The sequence below is a fragment of the Agrobacterium sp. rho-8.1 genome, from assembly GCF_033957725.1.
GTDB lineage: Bacteria > Pseudomonadota > Alphaproteobacteria > Rhizobiales > Rhizobiaceae > Agrobacterium.
The window spans coordinates 586,607-611,483 of sequence record NZ_CP192789.1 but is presented as its reverse complement, the minus strand read 5'-3'; the positions used below and the strand labels follow the sequence as shown (position 1 = coordinate 611,483).

The window sequence follows — 24,877 nt, the reverse complement described above, 5'->3', positions numbered from 1 at the left end:
TGCCTCTGGGCTAACACGAGCAAGATCAGGCTGAAAACATATGGCAAGCAAGAATAGACCCGTTTTTGTCGCGGAGAGGGTCGCCCGACCGGGCTGCATTACCGGTGAAACGCCCGTCTGGGAGCCGGATCGGTCGCGGGTGACATGGGTCGATGCACCCGGTCTTGCCCTTTATCGCATGACCTATCCGGATGGTGTCATGCAGCGGTTCGATCTTCCAGTCAAAATCGGCGCTCTCGCCGTCCGGGCAGGTGGTGGCTTCATTGCATCTACCGAACGCGGATTTGCAACGTTGACTTTGGAAGACGACGCCGTGCAGCTCGATTATGCCGGTGGCCCGAACCTCGAGCCCGGCTGGCGCATGAATGATGGGGCCTGCGATCGGCAAGGGCGTTTCTGGTCCGGCTCCATGGCGCCGGATACGTCCGCACCGGGCGCATTCGGCACGCTTTTCAGAATTGGGCGAAAGGCGGATATTGTTGAAAGAGGTGGTCGCTTTCGCACCCAGAACGGCCTCGCCTGGAGCCCGGACGGCACGTCCATGTATGTTTCGGACTCTAACCCGCTCAATCCGCATGTCATGCGGCATGACTTTGATACAGAGACGGGAGAGATCGGCGCAGGGCAGCTGTTTGCCGATCATGTCCTGCTTGGAGGACGTCCGGATGGCGCGGCCATGGATATCGATGGCTGCTACTGGATTGCCGCGAGCGACAGCGGTCGCATCGTTCGTATGACGCCCGCCGGTGTTATCGATGCGGAAATCCACGTCGATGTGCCAAACGCCACCAATATGTGTTTTATCGGCAAGGATCTCAAAACGGCATTCATCACGTCCTTGCGGGCTGGCGGCAACGGCCCCGGCGGTGATGTCTACGTCGTTGATCTTCCTTTCCAGGGGCTGGCCGAACCTCTCTTTCAACCCGAATAGCTGCGTGGCGCAAAGCCCCAAGTCCGACCGCGGCCTTGGCCTCGGCATCTTTTGTCGCGACGGTGGACTGGTGGAGAATATTCGCCTCATCAGGATTTGCGTCGATTGCCATGAAACGCCCGCTGGTTTTTGCGGTTCTGGCGAGGCGATCATGGTTCCCGACCGCCGTCCGGAAGAGTTTCCGGTATCCGGGTATCCTCACCAAAGGCGTAACACGATTGGAAACCAACGACATTCACATCTCCCGACCTGATCCTTTGCCGGAAAACTGGAGCGCCGAGATCGTCCTCGTCACCAAGGCTGCGGACTGAATTTCGACGGCTATCAGCCGCCGACCATATGCCGCGGCTCAAACCTCTCGAGCAGTCCGGTATAGGGCTTGGAGACAGGCGACGCGTAGGCGCCGCTTTTTGCGGTGGTGAGACCAAGCGTTATCAAGGCCTCTGCCTGTTTGACGGCGCAGGCGACGCCATCGATCACTGGGACGTTGAATTCGCTGCGTAACTCTGCGGTTAGATCTGCCATGCCAGCGCAACCAAGGACGATAGCCTCGGCTCTGTCCTTATCAAGTGCGGCCCTGATCTCTCGCCGCAGTTTTTCGCGCGCGTTGGAAGCGGGGTCTTCCAGCGAGAGCACTGGAATATCTGCCGCACGAACATTGCAGCGGCCCGACATGCCGTAACGATGGACGAGGTGTTCCAGTGGTTGGCGCGACCGCTCCATCGTGGTGACGATGGTGAACCGCTGGGCGATAAACGAGGTTGTGGCAAGCGCTGCCCCGCAGATGCCGATTACCGGTATATTGGCCAAAGCGCGGGCGGCATCCAGGCCCGTATCGTCGAAGCACGCGATGATCGCTGCTTGCGCACCTGCCTTCTCGCCCTTTGCTATTTCCATCAGCAGGCCAGGTACTGCGAAGACCTCGTCGTAGTAGCCCTCGATGGACACCGGCCCCATGGAGGATGTGACAGCGCTGATCTCCGTGTCGGCACTTGCCACCCTTAAAGCCGAATCCGCGATGGTTGCGGTCATGCTGGCCGTCGTGTTTGGATTAACGATGAGAACGCGCATGGATTTCACTTTATGACCGCAAACGGCGACGGTTGAGGTGGACGATGAGGCCGAGGGTAGCGGCGATCACGAGGAAGGAGAAAACCGTTGTCACGGTGCCCAAGGCGTAAAGCACCGGCGTGGTCACATTCGTCGTCATGCCGTAGATTTCGAGTGGGAGCGTGTTGAAGGTACCTGCCGTCATCAACGTGCGGGCAAATTCGTCATAGGACAGCGTAAAGCCGAAGAGACCGACGCCGATAAGGCTTGGCGCGATCATCGGCAAGACGACATGGGCGAAGGTCTGCCACGAACTTGCACCCAGATCGCGGGCGGCTTCCTCGTAGGCCGGGGAAAAGCGGTTGAACACGGCAAACATGATGAGGACGCCAAAGGGTAGGGTCCAGGTCAGATGCGCGCCGAAAGCGGATGTGTACCAGGAAGGCTCCAACCCCAATTGCTGGAAGACGACGCCGATCCCGAGCGAAATGATGATGGACGGCACCACGAGGCTTGCGACCGCCAGATAGAAAAGTGCTGTCGAGCCAATGAACCGGCGACGAAAGGCCAGACCTGCAAGCAGCGATACGCCGACCGTCACCAGCATCACCATGATGCCAAGCGTGGCAGAGCGCTTGAATGAGCCTCCGAAATCCCCGACAGCCTGGGTTTCGAAGAGATTGGCAAACCAGCGCAGCGATACTCCGTTCAACGGGAATGTGAGGCCTCCGTTCGGGCCTTGGAACGAAAGGATGAGGATTGCCGACAGCGGGCCGTAAAGAAACAGCACGAAGACCGCAAAGAAGATCGCCAGAATATAAAACTCGCGGCCACGTTTATCGCTGTGCATCTCAAAGCTCCTTGCGGATATCGACGATGCGCAGAATACCGGCAACCATCATCAAGACGAGAACGAGCAGCACCACGGCGTTGGCGGCGGCGGCGGGGTATTGCAAAAGCGACATCTGGTTCTTCATCATCAGCGCAACCGATGCGCTTTGACCGCCGGACATGACCTGCACCGTCGAAAAATCAGCCATGACAAGCGTGACGACAAAGATGGTGCCGATCGCCATGCCGGGTTTTGCCAAGGGGAAAATGACGTTGGTTAGTGTCTGCCAGCTGGTGGCGCCCGCATCCCGCGCGGCCTCGACCAGGGATTTGTCGATGCGCATCAGTGTGTTGAAAATCGGCGTGACCATGAAAAGCGTGTAAAGATGGACCATCGCAAGCACCACCGCAAAGTCCGAGTAGAGCAGCCACTCCACGGGTTGCGACGTGATGCCCGTGCTCATGAGTGTTGAATTGACCAGCCCGTTGCGACCCAGCACCGGTATCCACGAAATCATGCGGATGATGTTCGACGTCAGAAACGGCACCGTGCAGACCAGAAAGAGCACCATTTGCATGGCGCTGGTACGGATGTGAAACGCAAGGAAATAGGCCACCCAAAAGCCGATGACGAGCGTAATGGTCCAAACCAGAAATGCATATTTCAGCGTGTTGAGATAGGTTTTCCACGTCACCCACGAGCCCAGCGTTTCCGCGTAATTCATCGTCAGAAAATCGGGATACATCTGGGCGAAGTCGTAGTCCCAGAAGCTGACGACGGTGATCATCAGGATCGGCAGGAGCAGAAACGCACCGAGAATGACAGCAAGAGGCGTGGCCTGCAGATAGGACACGAGCACCGGCGACAGGCGAAAGCTTCTGGCGTTGGTTTCGCCGATCTTTTCCGTTTCAGGGGACGTTACAGTCGCCATGGTCTTTTCCTCTTAGCGCGCGGTACTTCGATGTTCGGAGGGGAGGGGCCGGTCGTCCAGGACAGGCTCCTCCCGTGCTTTCCGTGGATTACGCCGCGATGAACTCGTTCCAGCGACGAACCATATAGCGGTCTTCCTCCATCACGGAGTTCCAGCAAGCAACATGACCCATCCGCTCTTCGAACGAGCCGCCATCGCGCACTGCACCGGCTTTTTCCATGACCTTGCCATCGGGAGCGACGATATCGCCCTGTGCTGGCTTTCCTTCGATCCAGTAGCCCCACTCGTCTGCCGACATATGTTCCTTAGCCGTATCCATGGCAGCGGAATAGTAGCCCTGACGGTTCAGATAGGCGCCAACCCAACCGGATGTGTACCAGTTGATATATTCATAGGCAGCATCCAGCTTCGCGCCGGTTAGATGCTTGGCCAGACCAAGTCCGCCGCCCCATGAGCGGTAGCCTTCCTTCAAAGGCTGGTATTTGCAGGCAATGCCCTTGGAGCGGACTGCAGCAACAGCCGGTGACCACATGGACTGGATCACCACCTCGCCCGATGCCATCAGGTTGACGCTCTCGTCGAACGACTTCCAGAACGCGCGGAACTGGCCCGCCTGTTTCGCTTCGATCAGGAATTCGATCGTCTTGTCGATCTCTTCCTTGGTCATGTTGCCCTTGTCGGCATATTTGATCTTGCCCATTGCCTCCATGATCATTGCCGCATCCATGATACCGATGGAGGGAATGTTCAAAATAGAGGTTTTTCCCTTGAACTTGGGATCCATGATATCGGCCCATGTGGATATCTCACGGCCCACCAGGTCAGGCCGGATGCCGAGTGTATCGGCATTGTAGATCGTCGGCATCATCGTGAACCACTCCGTTTCGCTCTTGGCGAACGTTTTGGTTCCGGGCTTTTCGACGAAGCCCACCGTGTGCGGAGCTGTGCCTTGCGCAATGACGCTGTCAGGCTTCAGCTTGCCGTTTTTGAACAGCGGAACGACCTTGTCGTAATATTTGAGCTTTTTGACATCCATCGGCTGGATAACGCCTGCCGGATACACCTTCTTGAGAATCCAGTATTCGATATCGGCAATATCGTAGGAATTGGGCTGGGTGACCGCACGCTGGGCCGCCGCGTCGGAATCGGTTGCCGTCATCTCCAGCGTGATACCGAGGTCTGCCTTGCATTTTTCGGCGATGGCATTGAGGTTGGACACGCCGGTACCGAACTGGCGGAGCGTGATGGGGTTTTGTGCCCAGATCGTCGGGAAGCCGGTGATCGCGCCGGAGCCTGCGGCAAGGCCCGCTGCAGCGGATGCCGTCTTCAAGAGCGTGCGTCTTGAAATGCTCGTTGTTTTCTTGGTCTCAGTCATTGCCTGTTCTCCTCTGGTTGGGTTTTTATGGTTGGCATCAGTTTTTCAGGCGACCGAGAACGATTGCGTCCTCGCGTGCCCAGCAAAGCGGTATCGCTTCGCCAACCTTGACAGGATTGGCGAAGAATTCTGTGTCCGTCAGAATGGCGGTAAAATCATCGATACCGGCGCCGATGACAGACAGTTTGACGGACGAGCCGCGATATTCGATGTTGGTGATGGACCCGGTGAAGCCGAGACCTTTTTCTGACGGCGGACCAATCCGGACATGATCGGTGCGCACGGCGATATCGGCCGTGTCGGCCAATTCTCCCCGGTCGCCACTGGCCAGAAACTCTCCACCCGCAGGCACGGAAATCATCAAGGCATCCCCGACAACCTCGGTTATGCGTCCTGAAATGACATTGTGGTCGCCCATGAAGCGGGCAACAAAGGCAGTGGCAGGCTTTTCAAAGATGACGCGCGGATGTGCGGCCTGTTCGATGCGTCCGTCATTCATTATGACCATGATATCGGCAAGTGCCATGGCCTCTTCCTGGCTGTGGGTAACATGCACGAAGGTGATGCCGAGAGATGTCTGAAGTTTTTTAAGTTCCGCACGCATCCGGATCTTCAAGAATGGGTCGAGCGCCGAGAGCGGTTCATCGAGCAGCAGCGCTTCGGGATCGGTGATGAGAGCACGCGCCAGCGCGACACGTTGCTGTTGCCCGCCGGACAGCTGGGCGGGGCGACGCGTTGCGTAGGCTTCGAGTTGCATCAACTGCAACATCTCCATCGCCTTCGCGCGACGTTCGTCCTTAGCCACGCCTTTCATCTTGAGGCTGAAGGCGACGTTGTCGATGAGGTCGAGATGCGGAAACAGAGCGTAGGACTGGAACATCATTGCCGTGCCGCGTTTGGCGGGCGGCAGGTCGGTTACCACCGTATTGCCAAGCCGCACATCGCCGGAGGTGATGCTTTCGTGGCCAGCGATCATGCGAAGCGTGGATGTCTTGCCGCAGCCGGACGGGCCGAGCAGGCAGCAATAGGTGCCCGCCGGTATCTTCAGGCTTATGGGATGAACGGCGGTGGTCATGCCGTAAATCTTGGAGACAGATATGATATCAATTTCAGCAGCTTTGCTCATCCGGCGCTCCCTTGCGTCACAGAGGAGGAAGCATCAATCGTGCCAGTTTCACTAAGTTGTTAAAAATGCTTGATTAGTTTTGGTCGTGTCACACACTTTGGTGACGTCCGATTAAAAATGAAGCGATCGTTTTCGATCCGTTGCGCAAATCGTATGCAATCCTGTGCCGAGATGAAAAACAATCCGCTTGGCATAGGGTGGCTTGTCGCTGTAGAAAGGCGAGGTGTTTGGATCAAGCGATGGCCATCAGCGAAAAACTCTTCATCTCAGATACCTCCCAGGAGGACCGGTCGCACGCTATTCGCGAGTCCTTGCGCAATGCCATCATCGACCGACGGCTGACGCCGGGCACGAAGCTTTCGGAGAACGAAGTCGGTGCACTGTTTGATGTCAGCCGCACGGTTGCGCGTGCAGCCTTGCAGATGTTGACGTTCGAAGGTCTGGTCAAGACCGAGCGAAACCGGGGCGCCTTCGTGTCCAACCCCTCACCAGATGAAGCCCGGCAGATTTTTGCATCACGACGGCTGATTGAGCCCGGGATCGTTGCGGGGGCCGTCGAGCGTATCACGTCTGCGTATATCGCGAACTTCCGGCGTCAGCTGGATGAGGAAGCGCGCTACATGAACGAGCGAGGTCCAACAGCTCGTCGCGGCGAAATAAAGGCTTCAGGCGACTTCCACCTCATGCTGGCGTCCGTGGCGGGCAACGTCATTCTCCAGAAGTTCATGGACGAGCTCGTGGCGCGCTCCTCGCTTGTCATTGCCTTATATGGTCGCTCGGGAATATCGAGCTGTGGGCACTCGGAACATTCAGCCATGCTGGATGCTTTGGAAAAAGGTGATGGAAACGGTGCCGGCGCCCTGATGATCAGGCACATCGATCACATCGAAGCCGATCTCGATCTGAACCCCCGGCAGGGCCTTGGGCTTAAAGATGCTCTTGCGTCCCCATAAGCTGATCGTTCAAGATGAGCAGCGAGTTCGCGACGAACTGGGAGGGTTGATTGCATGACAACGACATTGGAGACTGGGCAGGCAAAAATTGCGCTGGTTACAGGTGGGGGAACCGGCGTTGGCCGGGCTATCGCAAAGGCATTGGGCGCTGTGGGATACACGGTCGTCATCTCAGGCCGGCGCGAAGAGGTGATCAGAAGCGCTGCTGCAGAACTCGGCGCTGAAACCGGCACAGACTTCCTTGCCATTTCAGCCGATGTCGGCAATCCATCTTCCGTGCGCGCATTGTTCGATGCGATTTCGGACACATATGGTCGGCTCGATCTCTTGGTGAACAATGCCGGCATCAACGTGCCCAGTGTCGCGATCGAAGATCAGACTTTCGAAGACTGGAATGCCATCGTGGCGGCCAATCTCACGGGTGCGTTTCTGTGCAGTCAGCAGGCTTTCAGGCTGATGAAAAGTCAGAAGCCACACGGTGGCCGTATCATCAATAATGGCTCCATTTCTGCGACCACACCACGACCGAACACGGCGCCCTACACGGCAACCAAGCACGCCATTACCGGGCTAACGAAATCTCTGGCCCTCGATGGTCGCGATTTCGATATTGCCTGTGGCCAGATCGATATCGGCAATGCCTCGACCGACATGACCAAGAGGATGTCGAATGGCGTCCGTCAGGCCAATGGCGAGGTCGCCGTCGAACCCACGATCGACGCCACCCATGTTGCCAACGCCGTCGTCTACATGGCGAGCCTTCCGCTGGACGCCAATGTGTTGACGATGACGGTCATGGCGACAAAAATGCCGTTTGTCGGCCGGGGCTGATCTTCCAGTAATTGGCTCTTCAATCGCGTGGAATACCTGCCGGACGCAGCAGACGTCGCTGCGCACCGATACGGAACGGTGCGTTCATCGCGCCGTATCCGGAATACTGGCCGCGCCGCTCGACAATCTCGAAGAAGAATCCTTCGCCGAATGTCTGACTATAGATCTGGAAATATTCGCCATTGTCGTCGCGGTCGTAAAGAATGCTGGAGGCACGAAGCGCATCCGACAGTTCCGGCTCCAGACCAAACCGTGCTTCGAGATCGTCGTAGTAATTGCGCGAGATCGGCAGGGCGCGAAAGCCGCGTTGCTGTAGCGCCTTGGCGGTGGCAAAGATGTTGTCGGACGAGAATGCGATATGCTGGATGCTGGTGCCAAAGCCTTCCGCCAGAAACTTGCCGGCAAATGTCTTGCGGTTGTCGGCACCGTTCATGGTCAGTCGGAAGTCCGCCTTCGGCAGGCTCTCAATGGCCTGACTGCGCACAAGCCCGCCTGGCTCGACCACATCCACCATCGGTGTACGTCGCATCGAGAATATCGAGGTATAGAACAATAGCCAGGTCAGCATCTCGTCGTAGCGTGTTGTCTGCGCCAGATGGTCGATCCGCGTCAAACCCGCATCACCTGGGCTCTCCGGTTCCAGAGGTGCAAATTCCTGTTCCCAGATAGAGGAGAGGGCAGGGGAATCATCAAGGAAGTAGATGACCCCATTGCCGACACCCTGAATGGCGGGAATGGTGATCTCTCCGCTCTGTCGGGGTTCGATAAAGGTCTGTGCACCCATGGAGGCCGCGCGCTCCAGCGCCGCGTTCGCATCGGCAACTTTCATTCCAAAAGCATAAGCGTTGGTGCCATGTACGGAGTATGACGATCCCGCAAAGCTCTCGCCGGTGCTGTCTGTGTTGATGACGATGCGAATATCGCCTTGCGTATAAAGTTCAACCTCGCGGTTCAGGTGACGCGCCGACTTTGCGAAGCCAAGTGTGGTTAGCAGTGTTTCGAGCTCAGCCTTTTCGTTTGCTCCCGTGGTGAATTCTACGAACTCGACGCCTTCCGTCTCCACTGGGCTTGGCATCTCCGGCATGGATATGCGGATGTCGGGCTCCAACCGGCGCACCTGGTCCATCAGATAAATGAGGGACCGATGGCCATCTTCGGCGAGCAGGCGCGCAGAACCCCCACGGAACTGATCGTTGAAAATCTCCAGCGACAATGGGCCGGAGTAGCCGGTCGCGGCAACGGCGCGCATGAAATCCACCACCGGCAGATCGCCTTCCCCCGGCATGTTGCGGAAATGGCGGCTCCAATAGAGAAGATCCATGTCGAACAGAGGCGCATCGGCCAATTGCACAATGAAGATCTTGTCGCCGGGTATGGAGCGGATCGAATTCGGATCGATCTTGCGCGACAGCGTGTGAAAGCTGTCGAGAATGATGCCGACATTGGTGTGGTCGGCACGGCGCACCACCTCCCAGGCGTCCCGGTGGTCGCTGATGTGGCGTCCCCAGGCCAAAGCCTCATAACCGACACGCAACCCATGCTTTGCTGCACGCTCTCCCAGTTCGTTGAAATCGCTGGCAGCGCGATCGACACCACCCAGTGAAATCGGAGAGACGTTGGAGCAGATCAGCATGAGATCCGTACCAAGTTCTCCCATGATGTCGAATTTGCGCTCGGCGCGTTCGAAAGCGCGCTGCCGGTGCTGGTCGGGCATGCCCTCGAAATCGCGGAAGGGCTGGAACAGCGTGATTTCAAGCCCGTGATCAAGGACCATCTTACGCACTTCGCGCGGCGACGCATCGTAGGTCAGAAAGTCGTTTTCGAAGATCTCGACGCCTGAGAAACCCGCCTTTGCGATGGCCGCCAGTTTTTCGGGAAACTCCCCGCTGATGGAAACTGTTGCGATGGAGGTCCGCATGGGCAGCTTTTGCTGCTGAGTGCCGGGGATGACCATATTGCCTTCCTTTCCAGTGTTATGTACTATTTGGTTAATAACGGTGGTAATGGCTGGGGACGGGCCAACCGTGGATGGGTGGACAATGACCAAAGCCGCGACTTCTATCAACGCGAGTGTGACGCGGCAGGCAAAGCGGGACCCCGAGGGCGTGCGCCGCGACATTCTGTCGGTGGCGATGGAAGAGTTTTCCCAAAATGGACTGTCCGGAGCGCGCATCGATGAGATTGCCGCGCGCACCCGCACGTCCAAGCGTATGATCTACTATTATTACGGCGACAAGGAGGGCTTGTATCAGCAGGCTCTTGAAGAAGCCTATGCCAAGGTACGCGGTGGCGAAAGCGATCTTGAGCTTGACGACATGGAGCCGCGTGCGGCTCTCGACAAGCTCTGTCGTTTCACCTTTGAACACCATCGCCGCCATCCGTCGTTCATCCGCATGGTCATGATCGAAAACGTTCACCACGGACGGCATATGCAGGGTTCCGAGACGATCCGTCAGCTGAACCGTCCGGCTATCGAGGCTTTGGAAAGCGTGCTGGCTCGGGGCCAGAAACAGGGCGTTTTTCGCACCGGGATAGAAGCGCTGGAACTGCACTGGCAGATCAGCGCTCTGTCTTTTTTCAACGTCTCGAATGTCGCCACTTTCTCGTTCATCTTCGGCAACAGCCTGTTTACAGAAGACGGTCAGGAAGCCTTGTCGAAGCATGTCGCTGATATGGTGCTGCGCTATGTGCTTCGGGTCGATCATATCGGCGCTACAGAAAATGGCGGCTAGGCTTTTTGATGCCAGCCACGTTGATGTCGGACCCAGCGACCTCAAAACCATTCATGCTGCAGCCTCCATTTCACAGAGTTCGCTGAAGTGTGCGCTCATGCGGACCGGGTCGGGTTCCTGGCCAGAAAACAGCCGGAATGCGCCAACTGCCTGAAACACCGCCATGCCGCCGCCCGGCAGGGTCTTGCACCCTTTTTGAGTCGCCGCAGCGAGCAATGCTGTCATCAGCGGCATGTAGACAATGTCCGCAACCCAGTGGCGGGTCTCGAGCAATGCCTCTGGTACGGGTATCCCGGGGTGCGCTGGCATGCCCACAGGCGTTGCGTGGATCAGGCCATCGGCGTGCGGAAGCGACTGCGCAGGGTCATCAACAGCGAAGGCCCTGATATTGCCAAATCGCTCGTTCAGCTTTTCCGCCAGTTGTTTTGCTCTGTTGAGATCCTGATCAAATATGTCGAGATGCGCGATGTCGAGTTTCAAAGCCGCATGGGCAACGGCCACGCCCGCGCCGCCGGCGCCGATCAGAAGAGCGCGGTCTCGCTTGGCGTTGGGCAGTCCGCGCTTGAAACTTTCGTAAAAACCGTACCAGTCTGTGTTGTGCCCGGTTCGTTTTCCATCACGAAAGACGACGGTATTGACCGCACCCAGCATTTGCGCATCGTCGGACAGTGCATGGAGGTGCGGAATGACAAGCTGTTTGAAGGGGTGGGTAATATTCACGCCCGCAAAGCCACGCTTTTCGGCTTCATCCAGCAGCGCAGGCAAAGCGCTTTCAGGCAGTTCGCGGGCATGGATGTCGAACAACTCGTAGGAATAGTCGATTCCGTGGGCCGCTCCCTCGCGTATATGCATCGGCGGTGTCTTGGAAAGCTGGATATCGGCACCCACAAGTCCGACTTTCAAGGATGGTCTGTCTGTCATGGCGGAGCATTACTCATCGAATGAGGTGATGGGATAGGCACAGGGCAAGAAAGGCACCCATCAGTGATGGGCGAGAATTTCGCCCAGAAAGGTGCGCGTCCGCTGATGTTTAGGGTCGCGGAAGAACTCTTCGGGCGGAGCTTCCTCGATGATTTCGCCGGACGCCATGAAGACCACCCGATCGGCAACCTGGCGCGCAAAGCCCATTTCGTGGGTGACGCAGATCATCGTCATGCCATCGCGGGCAAGACCGATCATGGTGTCGAGTACTTCCTTGACCATTTCCGGGTCAAGTGCCGATGTCGGCTCATCGAACAGCATGGCCTTGGGTTCCATGCACAATGCACGGGCAATTGCCGCGCGTTGCTGCTGTCCACCGGAAAGCTGCGCCGGGTATTTGTCCGCCTGGTCGAGAATGCGCACGCGCTCGAGATATTTGCGTGCCGTCTTCTCGGCTTCGGCCTTTGAGAGACCTTTGGCCCGCATGGGTGCCAGCGTACAGTTTTCCAGAATGGTCTTGTGCGGAAACAGGTTGAAATTCTGGAATACCATGCCGACCTCCCGTCGCACCGTATCGATGGCGCTGGCAGAACTGGTCAGTTTGGTTCCTTCGACCGTGATCGTACCCTCCTGGATTTCCTCCAGATGGTTGATGCAGCGGATCAGAGTCGACTTGCCGGAGCCGGACGGCCCGCAAAGAACGATTTTCTCGCCTTTGCGGACTGTCAGATTGATGTTTTTCAGCGCATGAAAGGCTCCATACCACTTTTCAACGCCTTCAAGGGCGATCAGCGGATCCTGAGCGGCGTTGCTTTGCGGCATGGTGACCTCCTGCTTACTTTACGGTGAAGGGAACGTCAGGCAGGGATTCCGGGAAAGCCGGAACCTCGCGCTTCATCCACTTGGTGTAGATCTTTGCCAGCTCACCATCGCCCTTGATCTTCACCAGGAAGGCGTTGATGGTCTCGTTCCAGTCCTTTTCACCGGGACGCGTGGCGGCACCATTGTAAAGCGTCGTGAGGTCGAACTTCGTCTCATACTTGTCAGGCGCTGCAGCATTCAGGCGGTCGCCATAGAACTGGTTGCCACCGACAACTTCGACCTGACCCGAGATGAGGGCCTGAATGTTGGCTGCATCGTCGTCGAAGCGCAAAATGTTGGCGCTCTTGGCACCTGCCGTGATTGCCGTGTCCATCGCGCTGGACTTCGGCACGCCGACAGCGACGCCCGAGAGGTCGTCGTAACCGGAGATTTTCTTGTCCTTCGGACCATAGACGGACAGAACGTTACCGGCATAGGGCTGGGAATACTGGATCGTCTTGGCGCGCTCTGCTGTCATGCCCATCGTGGCGAACAAGACGTCGACCTTGCCGGTCATCAATGCCGGAATGCGGTTGGCAACTGCCAGCGGAACGAACTCCACCTTGACGCCGAGATAGTCGGCAAAGGCTTTACCGATATCCGCATCGAGACCGTCCTGGACACCAGTGGAATTGACAAAGCCCCATGGGGAATTGTCACCCTGAATGCCGATGACGACCTTGCCCTTGGCTTTCGCGTCTTCGACCGAAGCCGCGAACGCATCGACCGGTGCCACGAATGGCAGGGCGACGGTTGCTGCGGCGAGTGCTAGCAGCATACGGCGGTTGAGTGTCATGCTCTTGGATTTCATCTTTTGCTCCTCCTTACAAAGCTGATGATGAATTAACGAGAGGCGGTTTGAAGCCGCTTCTCGACACCGGCGCCCCACAGCGAAAGCGGCCAGCAGATGAGAAAATAGATGAGCCCGACGATCGCAAAGACCGTCAGCGGCTTGTATGTCTGGTTGGAAACGATCTGTCCTGCGCGGGACAGCTCCACGAAACCGACGATGGCGGCAAGCGATGTACCCTTGATGAGCTGAACGAGAAAGCCGATGGTCGCAGGCAAGGAAATCCTCAGTGCCTGTGGCAAGACAACGTCCTTCATGCGTGAAACATAGTGCAGGCCAAGGGCCTTGGCGGCTTCCGTCTGCCCCTTGGAAACGGCCTGAATGCCGCCGCGCCAGATTTCACCGAGAAACGCGCTGGCATGGAGAGTAAAGGCGATTGCCACGGCAATCCATGCGTCGATATCCAGTCCTACCAGCGCAACACCGTAGTAAACGACGAAGAGTTGCATCAAGAGCGGAGTGCCTTGAAACACCGTGATGTAACCGGCGGTGACGCGCTGGCTGACCTTGCTATCGGCAGTTCTGGCCAGTGCTACGCAGAGACCGAAAACGCCGCCGCCGATGAAGCCGATGACCGTGAGCGCTAGGGTCCATTTCAGACCCTGCATAAGGAAAAACAATTCGTTGGGACCGATGGAGAACATTGTTTTCGCCTCACTTGACCGGATAGCTGAAGGAAAGGCGCGAAATCAACGCGAACACGCCCATCATCAGGGAGGAAATGACGAGGTAAAGCAGGGTGATGGAGAAGTAGACCTCGAAAGAACGGAAGGTCTCGGCTTCGATCCGTTGCGCCACCGACGTCAACTCGTAGGCCGCAATCGAGGTGCAGACCGACGTCGTCAACGTCAACATGATGAACTGGCTGGTCAGCGATGGATAGACCGCGCGCAAGGCGGGCCGGAGAATGATGTGGCGGAAGATTTGTGACCGGCGCAGACCGAGCGCGAGCCCGGCTTCAACCTGTCCTTTCGGGACGGCATCCACACCGCCGCGAATGATTTCGATGGCGTAGGCCCCACCATTCAGTGCCAGCGCGACGATGGCCGTCGTCGTCGGGTTCAATCGTAAACCGAGCTGCGGAAGCGCGAAGAAGATGAAGAAGATCTGTACCAGAAAGGGTGTGTTTCGAATGAGCTCGACGAAGCTGATGACCAAAACACGAAGAGGCTTGAAATTGGATCCGCGGGCAATGACGCCTAAAACACCGATGATCGTCGCAAAGAACATACCGGCAATTGCGAGGCCAATGGTGGCGAGGCAAGCCAGAAACAATTCGGGCAGGCGGTCATAGACTGCGGAAAAATCAAGCGCGTAAGACATCCATCCTCCCCAATTCGACCAAAGCGGTTTTGCCGCTCTCCTCAGGCCGCTACCGTCAAAATCCGACGATAGAACTGTTTTTACTTTTGACCTTCGCTCTGTAGGCTTCAACGCCTCCCGCGTTTGATGGTCGCAATATAATGTTTGTACCAGTTAGTTCATACGTGTCAAGCGCAGGTCGGCGGAGATTTTTGCCGTTTCATGGAGCGTATTTTTTGGCTTCAACGGAAGCCGTCTCGGGTCTGTCTAAAAAACTCTGGCACCTTTTCGTCTGCCAGCTCTTATTTCTGTAATCCGCCGGTCGCCGCCCTGCGTACTCCATTAAAAAAATCTGGATAGTCGAACGATGCCTGAATGTCGGAACCTTATTTTCATCCTCGGTGACCAGCTCTCCACCGCCATTTCGTCTTTGAGGGACGCTGAGCCGGAACATGACGTCATCTTGATGTGCGAGGTTGCGGAGGAGACGACCTATGTGCGTCATCACCGCAAAAAGATCATATTCGTTTTGTCCGCCATGCGCCATTTCTCCGCAGAGCTTTCAGAGCGAGGTTTTGATGTCCGCTACGTCAAGCTGGATGATGCCGATAACACCGGGTCTTTCACGAAAGAGTTGAAAAGGGCAGTGGAGGCGCTCCGCCCGCAACACATCGTCGTGACGGAGCCCGGAGAGTGGCGGGTGACGCAAGCGATGGAAAGCTGGGAAGGGGAGACAGGTGTCTCGGTGGACATCCGGCCAGACAGCAGGTTTCTCTGTTCACACGAAGACTTCCGACTTTGGGCTGAGGGGCGCCGTCAATTGACGATGGAGTTCTTCTATCGCGAGATGCGCCGCAAGACGGGCCTGCTGATGGAGGGCGATGCGCCGACGTCGGGCCGCTGGAATTTCGATAGCGAAAACCGCGCACCCGCAAAACCGGATCTGTTTCGTCCCCGTCATCCCACGTTCTCGCCGGATGAAACCACGCGTGAGGTCATGGATCTCGTGGATTCCCGGTTTGCCGATCACATGGGTTCATCGAAGGGTTTCTCGCTGGCCGTGACACGGTCCGAGGCTGAGAAGACAGCAGATGCCTTTATTGCAGATTTTCTGCCGAAATTCGGGGAAACGCAGGATGCCATGGTGAAAGGCGATCCCTATCTCAATCATTCGCTTCTCTCCTTCTACATCAACATCGGTCTTCTTGATCCCCTTGCCGTGTGTCAGGCCGCAGAACGCGCCTATCTGCAGGGCCAAGCACCCATCAATGCCGTGGAAGGCTTTATCCGCCAGATCATCGGCTGGCGGGAATATATTCGCGGGGTCTACTGGATGTTCATGCCTGATTACGCGCATCGCAATTTCTTTGGCGCAACGCGTCCGCTGCCGGATTTCTTCTGGAACGGAAAGACGGATATGGCTTGTCTCTCGACTGTTATCGGTGAAACCATCGACAATGCCTATGCACATCACATTCAACGCCTCATGATCACCGGCAACTTCGCCATGCTGGCCGGGCTCGACCCCCATGCTGTGCATGGGTGGTATCTGGAGGTCTACGCGGATGCCTATGAATGGGTGGAACTGCCCAACGTGATTGGCATGAGCCAGTTTGCCGATGGCGGGCTGCTGGGCTCCAAGCCTTACGCGGCCAGCGGCGCCTATATCTCCCGAATGTCGGATTATTGCGAAGGCTGTCGCTATGATGTGAACCGCAAAACCGGCGAAGGCGCGTGTCCATTCAACGCACTCTACTGGGATTTTCTGGACCGAAACGCCGAGAAGCTGTCTTCCAATCGCAGGCTGGCGCAGCCCTACGCAAATTGGCGCCGGATGAGCGATGAGAAACGCAATGATTACACGCATAGCGCTCGCGTTTTTTTGAAGAAGCTGGATGACGGTACGTCGGTCTAAGTCCGACCCGTGCAAATTGGCCACAGCACCTCGGATAATTTCCTTCTGATCCGCAACCGTAGATCTTTGATCTGGAACTGAGGCCTCAAGCTTTATAAACATGACAAATTATGTCATGTTAAATCTATGTCGACTCACACGGCCAAGGGTTGGGGATCGGCGAAAAAGCTGTTGGATGTTGTCGGTTGATGAGTACAGCGTTGTTACACCTTTTGAAAACGGACGAGAGCAATCGCCTTATGCGGTTCTTCCGCCACCGCCTTCGGGATCGTGAAGATGCCGCCGATGCCATGCAGGAAACGGCTTTGCGCGTTTTGCAGGTCTCTCAGACGACATCGATAGAAAATCCGCAGGCCTATCTTTTTCAGATCGCGAAATCGGTTGCGCGACTGACCATCATCAAGCAGTCCCGCGAACGTCCGCTGCTAGTTTCGTTGGAAGACGGGCTCGGTGTGGCCTGCGACAGGCCGGATCAGGAACAGATCGTCAACGGGCGCCAGCATCTGGCAGTAATGACACGCGAAATAGAGGCTCTGCCGAAGCGTTGCCAGGAGGTTTTTGTGCTCAGCCGCATTAACGGCCTGCCCAATGGCGAGATCGCGACGCGGCTCAGAATATCCCGCAACATGGTTGAGAAGCACATCATAAAAGCCTTACTCCACTGCCGTCAGGCCCGGGCAAAAATAAACAGCCTGTAGAACGTCAGGCGCTCGCATGTTTTTCACTCAATATATAAGGATGCTAAACGTAACCTGATTGAGAATGGCGATCTTCCATGCATGACCATCAAAGCGATCCGAACGATGAGGGTCTTGCTGAACAGGCAGCACTTTGGGTGGCGCGGATGCAGTCGGCCGATGCATCGCTATCAGATCGCCAGGCGTTTGAGCTTTGGCTGGCGTCAGATCCATCCCATAAAGATGCTTATGAGGACATGGCGGCCCTGTGGGGTGATATGCGTGCGGTTAACCTTCCCTCGGCATCAGATCAAAAGACAAGCTCAGCCAAGAAAGTGCTGACCACGCTCTGTCTCCTTTGTCTTTTGGGGGCAGCGGTCCTGCTGTCTCGCCAAACCGGCCTCATCGACCGGCTTCAGGCCGATCACTATACCTCGGTGGGCGAAACCCGCGTGATGATGCTGGAGGATGGCACAAGGGTCAGCCTCAACTCCGATACGGCGATCGAAACGCGCTATTCCAATCGCGAACGACGGATCGTTCTGTTGCGGGGTGAAGCATTCTTCGATGTGGCCAAAAATCCGCAACGCGCCTTCATTGTCGATAATGATGGTTTGACGGCGCAGGCGCTTGGAACCCATTACGCGGTGCGTGCTGGAAATGGGTCTTTGCCGCAAGAGGTGCAGGTTGAAGAAGGCGAAGTCGAGGTCGAAACGATTTCCGGCAGCGCAAGACTTAGGGCCGGGGAGGCGGTAACGCTGGACAGCGATGGCGCCATCGTCCGCTCGCAGCAGGATGTCAGCAACAACACGGCCTGGCGTGAGGGTAAACTTGTTTTCTCCGGCCAGTCGCTGCGACAGGTTCTTCAGATCTTGGCGCAATATCGCCATGGCCGCATTGTCGTCCTTGATGACACGGCGGCACGCTTGAGCGTCTCGGGCATTTTCGATCTTCATGACACCAATCAAGCGTTGCGTATTCTGGAAAGCAGTCTGCCCGTGACGGTGACGAAGCTGTCCGACATGATGGTCCTTGTCCGCTCCCGATAATTTTTTCGTAGAGCACGTCAGGAGGTCGGTGTCCTTTTCACTCTAGGTCAACAGAATGCATTGCGTGCTTGCGCAGTGCGTTGCTGTTCAGGCGTAAAGGGGCACGGAATGATTTTAGCAGAGCGGGTACACACAAGGTTGTGGCTGGCGACAACGGCGATGATGGGGCTATCGTTGGTAACCGTGGTGGGGACCACGAGTGCAAAGGCGCAGACCGCTGTTGCCGCCACGTTATCGGTGCCCGCGGGTCCTCTGGAAAGCGCCATCCTGACGCTGGGTCGCCAAGCCAATTTGCGCATGCTCTACCCGTCGGCGATCACAAGAGGGAAAACCACGGCTGGTGTTCGTGGACCTCTCAGCGTCTCGGCGGCAGTCACACAGCTTCTGGCAGGCTCCGGCCTGAATTTCACTATTACAAGCTCCAACACCGTCCGAATTTTCGATCCTTCCACGGCAACGCCACAGGCGGCCGTCAGCAATGATGGCTCGACGGTTCTAGAAACAATCGTCGTTGAAGGCTCCGGCACGCAGGGCGTGGCCGGCATCATCGAAACGAATGGCTATCTCGCAAAATCCGGCCGCTCGGCAACAAAAACGGATACTCCGGTGGCGGAAACCGCCCAGTCGGTATCGGTTGTTAGCCGGAAACAGCTGGATGACCGGCAGCCGCAGAATCTGAAAGAAGCGATCGATTACACCCCGGGCGCCAGAAGCGGTGCTTATGGCACGGAGCCACGCTTCGATACGTTCAAGCTTCGCGGGATAGACCTGACATATTCCGGTGTCTTCCGCGATGGTCTGCGCCAGATCAGCAGTCCAAATGGGCTTTTCCGGTTGGAGCCTTACGGCTTGGAAGCGCTGACAATTCTGCGTGGGCCGGCTGCCTCTGTCTACGGTGCCAGCAGTTCCGGCGGCATCGTCGACATGATTTCAAAGCGCCCGACGGAAGAACAGATTCGAGAAGTAGAGCTTCAATATGGCTCCTATGGGCGCGTTCAAGGTGCCTTCGATCTGTCCGGCCCCGTGACGCAAGATGGCTCGGTCCTGTACCGTTTGACAGGTGTTGCGCGTGATGGTCGCAACGAGATCAAAGCTATCAAGGATGACCGCGTCATGATCGCTCCGGCGGTGACGTGGAAGCCGGACGAAGGCACCAAGTTCACGTTCCTCGGCGAATATATGGATTCGACCACGGGCGGAACCTGGGGCTACGTCAACACCTACGACAGCAATAACGTGTCAACGGGTGCACAGCCCATCTACAGCGGCGATAGCCGTTTCAACGACTTCGAGCAGAAGCAGTGGCGAGTCGGCTATGAGCTCGAACACGAGATCACTGATAATCTGACGCTGCATCACAAGTTGCGCTATTCAGATCTCTCGACCCGCCAGCAATACGCCGATAGCAACTATCCGGGCATCGTCTATGAAGACAATAGAGGATTGGCGACCGATACGTATCTTGAGGCTGATTTTCAGACGGGAGCCGCGCAACACAAGCTGATCGGCGGTATCGATTACAGCTTCATGGAGTACGAATCGCGCCAGGGTGATGGGCCGAGCCGTTTTACACCGACCTTCACCTACATTCCTGCTGTCAACTATGTGGAGACGCAGAAGCAGAACTCGATTGGTCTTTACGTTCAGGATCAAATCGAACTTGATGCCTGGCGTATCGGACTTGGTCTGAGGCATGATTGGCATAAAAGCGACTACACGAGTGCCGGCGCAGGGGGATCACGAAAGGACAGCGTGACCACAGGACGGGCGTCGATCGGTTATATGACGTCGTGGAACGTCATGCCCTATATCAGTTATGGCACCTCATACCTCGCCAACACCGGCGTGGTATTGACTGGTGCAACCAACCAGGCCAATCCGACCCGCGGCAAGCAGTACGAGATTGGCGTCAAATATGAGATACCGGACCAGAATATTCTTCTCTCTGCGGCCTATTTTGACATCAGGCAAAAGGATTCCTCTCTTTTTGATACCAACACGATGTCCCTGAGGCAACTTGACCTTGACTCACGTGGCGTTGAGCTCGAAGTGACGGCATCCCTCGACAACGGTTTAAGCTTTACCGGTGGCTATTCCTATAACGACGTTGAAATCACCAGGCAGAGCCCTGGAACGGTTGGCAATCAGCTCAATTCCTCACCCTATCACATGTTTTCGCTCTGGGCAGATTACGAAGTCCAGAGTGGAGCACTTGAAGGTCTTGGCGTGGGGGCTGGCGTGCGATATGTCGGCTCCAGTTTCGGTGATGATGCCCATACAAAAGTCATAACCAACGTGGCCCGGACATTCGTTGATGCGGCGTTGCGTTATGATCTCGGCAAGCTCAATGACGCGATGGAAGGCGTGAAGCTGCAGGTCAATGCCAGCAACCTGCTTGATGAGGTCAAACAGGTTTGCACGACCGGTTACTGCCTCTACGATGAGGGCAGAAAATTCGTCGCCAGCGTCAAGTACAGCTTCTGATGATACGTCTCACGCCCACTGACACAAAGCCGTCACCTGTTGCGGTGTTCGCGGCCGTTGGCGGTCTTTATGTCGGGCAAAGCGTCATTGGCGGGCTGACATTTCTCGGTCTTCCGGCGGTTTTGAGAACCGCCGGGCTTCCGCTGGATCAGATCGGTCTTCTGTATCTGGTCGTTTTGCCATGGGCATTGAAGTTTCTCTGGGCACCTTTCATCGAGCGCTATCGGCTGCCGCGTGTCGGGAAAAACAGATCGCGGCTCATCGTCGGCACAGGGGTGGCGATCTGCGCGTGCGGTTTGGTCATCCTGGCATTCACCGGGCCATCTCCGGTCAGCACGGCCATCGCCCTTCTCTTTGTCATTGCGGTGGTGACTGCGACCGTTGACATCGCCTGCGATGGATACGCTGTCGAAACCCTGGCGGTAAAGCATCACGGATGGGCAAATGCCGCACAGGTCGGTGGCTCCTATCTCGGCTCTGCCATAGGAGCAGGATTGTTCCTGGTTCTTGTCGATTGGTACGGGTGGAAAAGCGCGACACTGGTCATGGCAGGCCTTGTGCTGGTGCTTGCCGTGCCGTTTGTCTTCGGACCCGCCGCGAAAGCGGAGGTCGAAACCCGCGATCAGACACCTTCCATGCTCCGCGCGCTGAAGCGTCCCCATATCCAAACCGGCCTCATCATCGCCGCGATCTATGTTGCGGCTCAAAAATGGGGTCTGGCGATGCTGGGGCCTTTCCTCGTCGATTACGGGTTCGATCTGGCAACATTGGGACTGTTCAACGGCATAGGAAGCATGATCGTCGGCTTCGGCGGCGCGCTTCTGGGCGGGCTTTTGGTGCGTCTCTATGGTTCGTCGCGGGTCCTTGTTTTATCGATCATGGCCCAAGCGATTTTGCTCTGCGCCTTCGCGGCGTTCAGTCTTCACCGCGACGTTGCAGACTGGGTCGTCATGACTGTTGCGATCACCAGTTCCTCCGGTGTCATGTCGATTGGGTTTGTGGCCCTTTATGCAAGTTTCATGGGCTGGTGCGATCCAAGACAGGCGGGTGTGGATTTTACCCTTTTCCAATGTATGGATGGCATTGTCAGCATGGCCGGAGGCGTCGGTGCAGGCGCAATTGCCGAGCGCTTCGGCTACCACACATCTTTCCTGGTGGCTGCCGCCATATCTGTCCTCGCTGCTCCCGCCATCCTGCTGCTTTCAAGACGGAATGCAGCTCTGGCAGCTGCATCTTGATTAACTTATAAATTGTATTTTTTGATATTCGCCGATCACTCGGAAATGTGAGTGATGGAGCCAGATAATAAGAGGTGACCGATGTCAGAGTCACCGCAGCACATGACTGCGCATGAAAAAAAATCTGTATAAAATCCCATATATAACAGATATTTGGCGAAATTTGAGGCCAAATTATGCCCTAACTATCCGGTTTGTTATTGCTCGGCTCCCTATTTTTTTACCCCCGAAAAATCACAAAATTAATACTTGATTTATTTTATCATATTTATAAAAGCTAGCGCCAACGTCGGAGGCGCCTATGGAAAATGCAATTTATGATTTTACCGGTGTCGGGCTTGGCCCGTTCAATCTCGGTCTGGCTTGCCTTGCTAGGCCGATCCCTGAATTACGGTCTGTCTTCCTCGACCGGAACCATGGATTTAACTGGCATCCGGGAATGCTCCTGGAGAATGCTACCTTGCAAACACCGTTCATGGGCGATCTCGTCACCTTGGCGGATCCGACCAGTTCCTTCACTTTCCTTAATTATGCGAAGGAGCAAGGCAAGATTTACTCGTTCTATACGCGCGAAGACTTCTTCCTTCTGCGCAGTGAGTACAATCTTTACTGCCAGTGGGCGGCTGCCAAACTGGACAATCTGAAGTTCGGTCACACGGTGAAGGATGTCAGATACGACAAGGGAGCCAGCCTCTACAAGCTGACGGTCGCGGATCGTCTGGGCGGGATCAAAAAGATAGAAACGCGGCGATTGGTCGTGGGAACGGGAACGTCGCCATCGGTACCCGCCTGCTGCAAAAAGCTGGCTCAGCATATGACCCATTCGTCACAATATCTGGCGAACAAGAAGCAGCTTCAGGCGCGCAAATCGATCGTGATCGTCGGAAGCGGGCAGAGTGCGGCCGAAATTTACCACGACCTCTTGTCTGATATCGATAACCACGATTACAGCATCGACTGGGTCACGCGGTCGCCACGGTTCTTTCCTCTGGACTTGACGAAGCTCAATCTGGAAATGACGTCGCCTGATTACGCCCATTATTTCCATAACCTGCCTGACGACACTCGGGACCGGGTTTTGCAGGAGCAGTCAGCTCTCTTCAAGGGCATCAATGCCAGCCTGCTGAAGGACATTTACGACCTTCTTTACCGCAAAAGTCTGAAAGGATCTGTCGAGACCCATCTCATTCCAAACAGTGAGCTTATGGATGTTCGCCACTCGCCCGGACGGCAGGAGTTTTCGCTGGAGTTTCGGCAGCGCGAACAGGACATCACATTCACGCGCCAGGCAGATGCCGTCATTCTGGCCACTGGCTACGACTACAAGGAGCCGGAGTTTCTGGGTGGTATCGCCGAGCGCTTGAGGCGTGACGACAAAGGCAGGCTGGATGTCGGCGCCAATTATGCGGTGGACCATGCCGGGCATGAAGTCTTCGTTCAAAACCTCGATATCCACACACACGGCTTTGTCGCGCCCGACCTCGGCATGGCATGCTTGCGAAACGCCACGATTTTACGTGAAATTGCAGGATACGAAGTCTATGCAATCGAACAGGAAACCGCGTTCCAGACATTCGATGTACGGGGCTTGAGCGAAGTCACGTCAGCCCGCGTGGTGGCATGATGCTGAGAATAGCTCTGCTGGCGATGACCACCATCGCCGTTGTCAGTGACACGATGCTTCTGCCTTACTATCCGCAACTGTTTGTTGTGCGGTTCGGCATTTCATCACCGGTCACCGTCGGCGCATATCTGGCGTCGATATCGCTCGCGGTCATGCTGGCGTTTCCGGCATGGGTTGCCATTGCCAGGCGACATGACACGATTGCGGTGCTGATCTGGACGCAACTGGCTGCTGCCGGGTTCAGCGTCGCATGCTACATGGCAACAGATATTGCCAGCTTCTGGGTCTCATCCATCGTGATGGTGTGCTTCAAGGCGAGCTATCTGCTGATGTACCCTTACGTCATTGCCATGCAGCCGGTGGACAAGCATGCAGCGACAATCGGTGCGCTGGCCGTTATCGTCCATTTCGGCGGCATTGTCGGCGCAGTATCCGGTGGTCATGTCGTTGGTTCCTGGGGCTATGCGCTGCCCTATGTCGTCATGGGTCTGGGCGATATCATACAGGCCGGCATTTGTGCCGTCCTGCTTAAAACAGCTTCCGTGGCACGAGCCCGGCAATCCAGCGCCGAGGACACCAAAAGCATTGTTGCCGTGACGCGAGAGGACAAGAAGAGTTTTGCGTCCCTCCTGATCGTGATGTTCTTCTTCTACTTTGGTTTTTACATGTCGATGCCGTTCATGACCGTGTGGTGGCAGTCGGTTGCTGGCGGTACCTCACCGGATTTGGCCGGCATCGTCTATGCCATACCGGGTTTCGTAGCTATTGCCATATTGGCGCATGGGTTTTGGCGCGGTGGTGGCAGCCAGGTCTGGCGTCGAAACGAAATCGGCCTCGTGTTCACGGGCTTAGGCCTGGCGATACAGGCTGTTCCCGATCAGGCCTGCATCATCATAGGCCGCATCATTTACGGAATTGGGCTCTATCGAGTCACGATCGGTCTCGATGCGCTGTTTTTCGAGAGCGCCCAAAAGGCGCACTATGCATCCGGCTTCAGCCTTCTCAACATTGCCCGCAACAGCGGCGTGATGCTGGCTGCCTTGGTGAGCGGCCTGCTGACCCAGCGTTTCGGAGAAGGGCTCTCGTTTACCGTTGCAGCCATCGTCGTGCTTGCCACGCTGTTTCTCTACCGCGTGACGCTGAGACCGAACCTCGGTTCGGCCGGCACCCGCCCACAACTTGCCTGACAAGGGGA

23 protein-coding genes are annotated in these 24,877 nt (G+C 56.4%); 12 read left to right on the top strand and 11 right to left on the bottom strand.

Annotated elements, in window-relative coordinates; all coding sequences use genetic code 11:
- Positions 1-40 precede the first annotated feature (40 nt).
- Positions 41-931 carry an SMP-30/gluconolactonase/LRE family protein gene (locus RMR21_RS17680; RefSeq protein ID WP_498670773.1) on the top strand — a complete coding sequence of 297 codons (891 nt, stop codon included), beginning with the start codon at positions 41-43 and terminating at the stop codon, positions 929-931.
- A 110-nt stretch (positions 932-1,041) separates the two neighbouring features.
- Positions 1,042-1,242, top strand: a complete 201-nt coding sequence (locus RMR21_RS17675) for a hypothetical protein (RefSeq protein ID WP_498670772.1) — start codon at positions 1,042-1,044, stop codon at positions 1,240-1,242.
- Positions 1,243-1,255: 13 nt separating this feature from the next.
- Here the strand turns inward: RMR21_RS17675 and RMR21_RS17670 are convergent, their stop codons facing one another.
- The 5 genes from RMR21_RS17670 to RMR21_RS17650 form a co-directional block, all read right to left on the bottom strand.
- Positions 1,256-2,002: an aspartate/glutamate racemase family protein gene (locus tag RMR21_RS17670; RefSeq protein ID WP_498670771.1), complete on the bottom strand. Its 747-nt coding sequence runs from the start codon at positions 2,000-2,002 to the stop codon at positions 1,256-1,258.
- A 10-nt stretch (positions 2,003-2,012) separates the two neighbouring features.
- Positions 2,013-2,831: an ABC transporter permease gene (locus RMR21_RS17665; protein ID WP_498670770.1), complete on the bottom strand. Its 819-nt coding sequence runs from the start codon at positions 2,829-2,831 to the stop codon at positions 2,013-2,015.
- A gap of 1 nt (position 2,832) precedes the next feature.
- Positions 2,833-3,744 (bottom strand): ABC transporter permease, encoded by a 912-nt coding sequence (locus RMR21_RS17660; RefSeq protein WP_498670769.1) that lies wholly within the window; start codon positions 3,742-3,744, stop codon positions 2,833-2,835.
- Between the two features lie 88 nt (positions 3,745-3,832).
- Positions 3,833-5,119 carry an ABC transporter substrate-binding protein gene (locus RMR21_RS17655; protein WP_498670768.1) on the bottom strand — a complete coding sequence of 429 codons (1,287 nt, stop codon included), beginning with the start codon at positions 5,117-5,119 and terminating at the stop codon, positions 3,833-3,835.
- Between the two features lie 37 nt (positions 5,120-5,156).
- Positions 5,157-6,245 (bottom strand): ABC transporter ATP-binding protein, encoded by a 1,089-nt coding sequence (locus tag RMR21_RS17650; protein ID WP_498670767.1) that lies wholly within the window; start codon positions 6,243-6,245, stop codon positions 5,157-5,159.
- A gap of 239 nt (positions 6,246-6,484) precedes the next feature.
- Between RMR21_RS17650 and RMR21_RS17645 the strand changes: the two genes are divergently transcribed.
- Together RMR21_RS17645 and RMR21_RS17640 are read left to right on the top strand one after the other, a co-directional pair.
- A complete protein-coding gene (locus tag RMR21_RS17645) occupies positions 6,485-7,198 on the top strand; it encodes a GntR family transcriptional regulator (RefSeq protein WP_498670766.1) in 714 nt (237 codons plus the stop codon).
- A gap of 54 nt (positions 7,199-7,252) precedes the next feature.
- On the top strand, positions 7,253-8,029 hold the full coding sequence (locus RMR21_RS17640) for an SDR family oxidoreductase (RefSeq protein ID WP_498670765.1): 777 nt from the start codon (positions 7,253-7,255) through the stop codon (positions 8,027-8,029).
- A gap of 19 nt (positions 8,030-8,048) precedes the next feature.
- Here the strand turns inward: RMR21_RS17640 and RMR21_RS17635 are convergent, their stop codons facing one another.
- On the bottom strand, positions 8,049-9,947 hold the full coding sequence (locus RMR21_RS17635; protein WP_498671776.1) for a bifunctional sugar phosphate isomerase/epimerase/4-hydroxyphenylpyruvate dioxygenase family protein: 1,899 nt from the start codon (positions 9,945-9,947) through the stop codon (positions 8,049-8,051).
- A gap of 121 nt (positions 9,948-10,068) precedes the next feature.
- Between RMR21_RS17635 and RMR21_RS17630 the strand changes: the two genes are divergently transcribed.
- Positions 10,069-10,761 carry a TetR/AcrR family transcriptional regulator gene (locus tag RMR21_RS17630; RefSeq protein ID WP_183894533.1) on the top strand — a complete coding sequence of 231 codons (693 nt, stop codon included), beginning with the start codon at positions 10,069-10,071 and terminating at the stop codon, positions 10,759-10,761.
- A gap of 51 nt (positions 10,762-10,812) precedes the next feature.
- Here the strand turns inward: RMR21_RS17630 and RMR21_RS17625 are convergent, their stop codons facing one another.
- From RMR21_RS17625 to RMR21_RS17605, 5 genes are read right to left on the bottom strand one after another with little or no spacing between them, the layout of a single operon-like run.
- On the bottom strand, positions 10,813-11,682 hold the full coding sequence (locus tag RMR21_RS17625) for a shikimate dehydrogenase (protein WP_498670764.1): 870 nt from the start codon (positions 11,680-11,682) through the stop codon (positions 10,813-10,815).
- A 60-nt stretch (positions 11,683-11,742) separates the two neighbouring features.
- A complete protein-coding gene (locus RMR21_RS17620; protein ID WP_498670763.1) occupies positions 11,743-12,504 on the bottom strand; it encodes an amino acid ABC transporter ATP-binding protein in 762 nt (253 codons plus the stop codon).
- Positions 12,505-12,517: 13 nt separating this feature from the next.
- A complete protein-coding gene (locus tag RMR21_RS17615) occupies positions 12,518-13,354 on the bottom strand; it encodes a transporter substrate-binding domain-containing protein (protein ID WP_498670762.1) in 837 nt (278 codons plus the stop codon).
- Positions 13,355-13,386: 32 nt separating this feature from the next.
- The gene (locus tag RMR21_RS17610) at positions 13,387-14,037 is read right to left on the bottom strand and encodes an amino acid ABC transporter permease (protein WP_498670761.1); all 651 of its coding nucleotides are present in this window, start codon (positions 14,035-14,037) and stop codon (positions 13,387-13,389) included.
- A gap of 10 nt (positions 14,038-14,047) precedes the next feature.
- Entirely contained in the window at positions 14,048-14,716 is a 669-nt protein-coding gene (locus RMR21_RS17605; protein WP_498670760.1) for an amino acid ABC transporter permease, read from the bottom strand.
- Between the two features lie 346 nt (positions 14,717-15,062).
- Between RMR21_RS17605 and RMR21_RS17600 the strand changes: the two genes are divergently transcribed.
- The 7 genes from RMR21_RS17600 to RMR21_RS17570 all read left to right on the top strand — a co-directional run bounded on the left by RMR21_RS17600 (position 15,063) and on the right by RMR21_RS17570 (position 24,869).
- The gene (locus tag RMR21_RS17600; protein ID WP_498670759.1) at positions 15,063-16,610 is read left to right on the top strand and encodes a cryptochrome/photolyase family protein; all 1,548 of its coding nucleotides are present in this window, start codon (positions 15,063-15,065) and stop codon (positions 16,608-16,610) included.
- Between the two features lie 188 nt (positions 16,611-16,798).
- Positions 16,799-17,308 (top strand): RNA polymerase sigma factor, encoded by a 510-nt coding sequence (locus RMR21_RS17595; RefSeq protein WP_498670758.1) that lies wholly within the window; start codon positions 16,799-16,801, stop codon positions 17,306-17,308.
- Between the two features lie 77 nt (positions 17,309-17,385).
- Positions 17,386-18,336, top strand: a complete 951-nt coding sequence (locus RMR21_RS17590) for a FecR family protein (RefSeq protein WP_498670757.1) — start codon at positions 17,386-17,388, stop codon at positions 18,334-18,336.
- A 108-nt stretch (positions 18,337-18,444) separates the two neighbouring features.
- The gene (locus RMR21_RS17585) at positions 18,445-20,820 is read left to right on the top strand and encodes a TonB-dependent siderophore receptor (protein ID WP_498670756.1); all 2,376 of its coding nucleotides are present in this window, start codon (positions 18,445-18,447) and stop codon (positions 20,818-20,820) included.
- Entirely contained in the window at positions 20,820-22,058 is a 1,239-nt protein-coding gene (locus RMR21_RS17580) for an MFS transporter (protein WP_498670755.1), read from the top strand. The genes RMR21_RS17585 and RMR21_RS17580 overlap by 1 nt, the downstream gene beginning before the upstream one ends.
- Before the next feature lie 301 nt (positions 22,059-22,359).
- Positions 22,360-23,682, top strand: a complete 1,323-nt coding sequence (locus RMR21_RS17575) for a lysine N(6)-hydroxylase/L-ornithine N(5)-oxygenase family protein (RefSeq protein ID WP_498670754.1) — start codon at positions 22,360-22,362, stop codon at positions 23,680-23,682.
- On the top strand, positions 23,679-24,869 hold the full coding sequence (locus RMR21_RS17570; RefSeq protein ID WP_498670753.1) for an MFS transporter: 1,191 nt from the start codon (positions 23,679-23,681) through the stop codon (positions 24,867-24,869). The genes RMR21_RS17575 and RMR21_RS17570 overlap by 4 nt, the downstream gene beginning before the upstream one ends.
- The last annotated feature ends 8 nt before the right edge of the window (positions 24,870-24,877 follow it).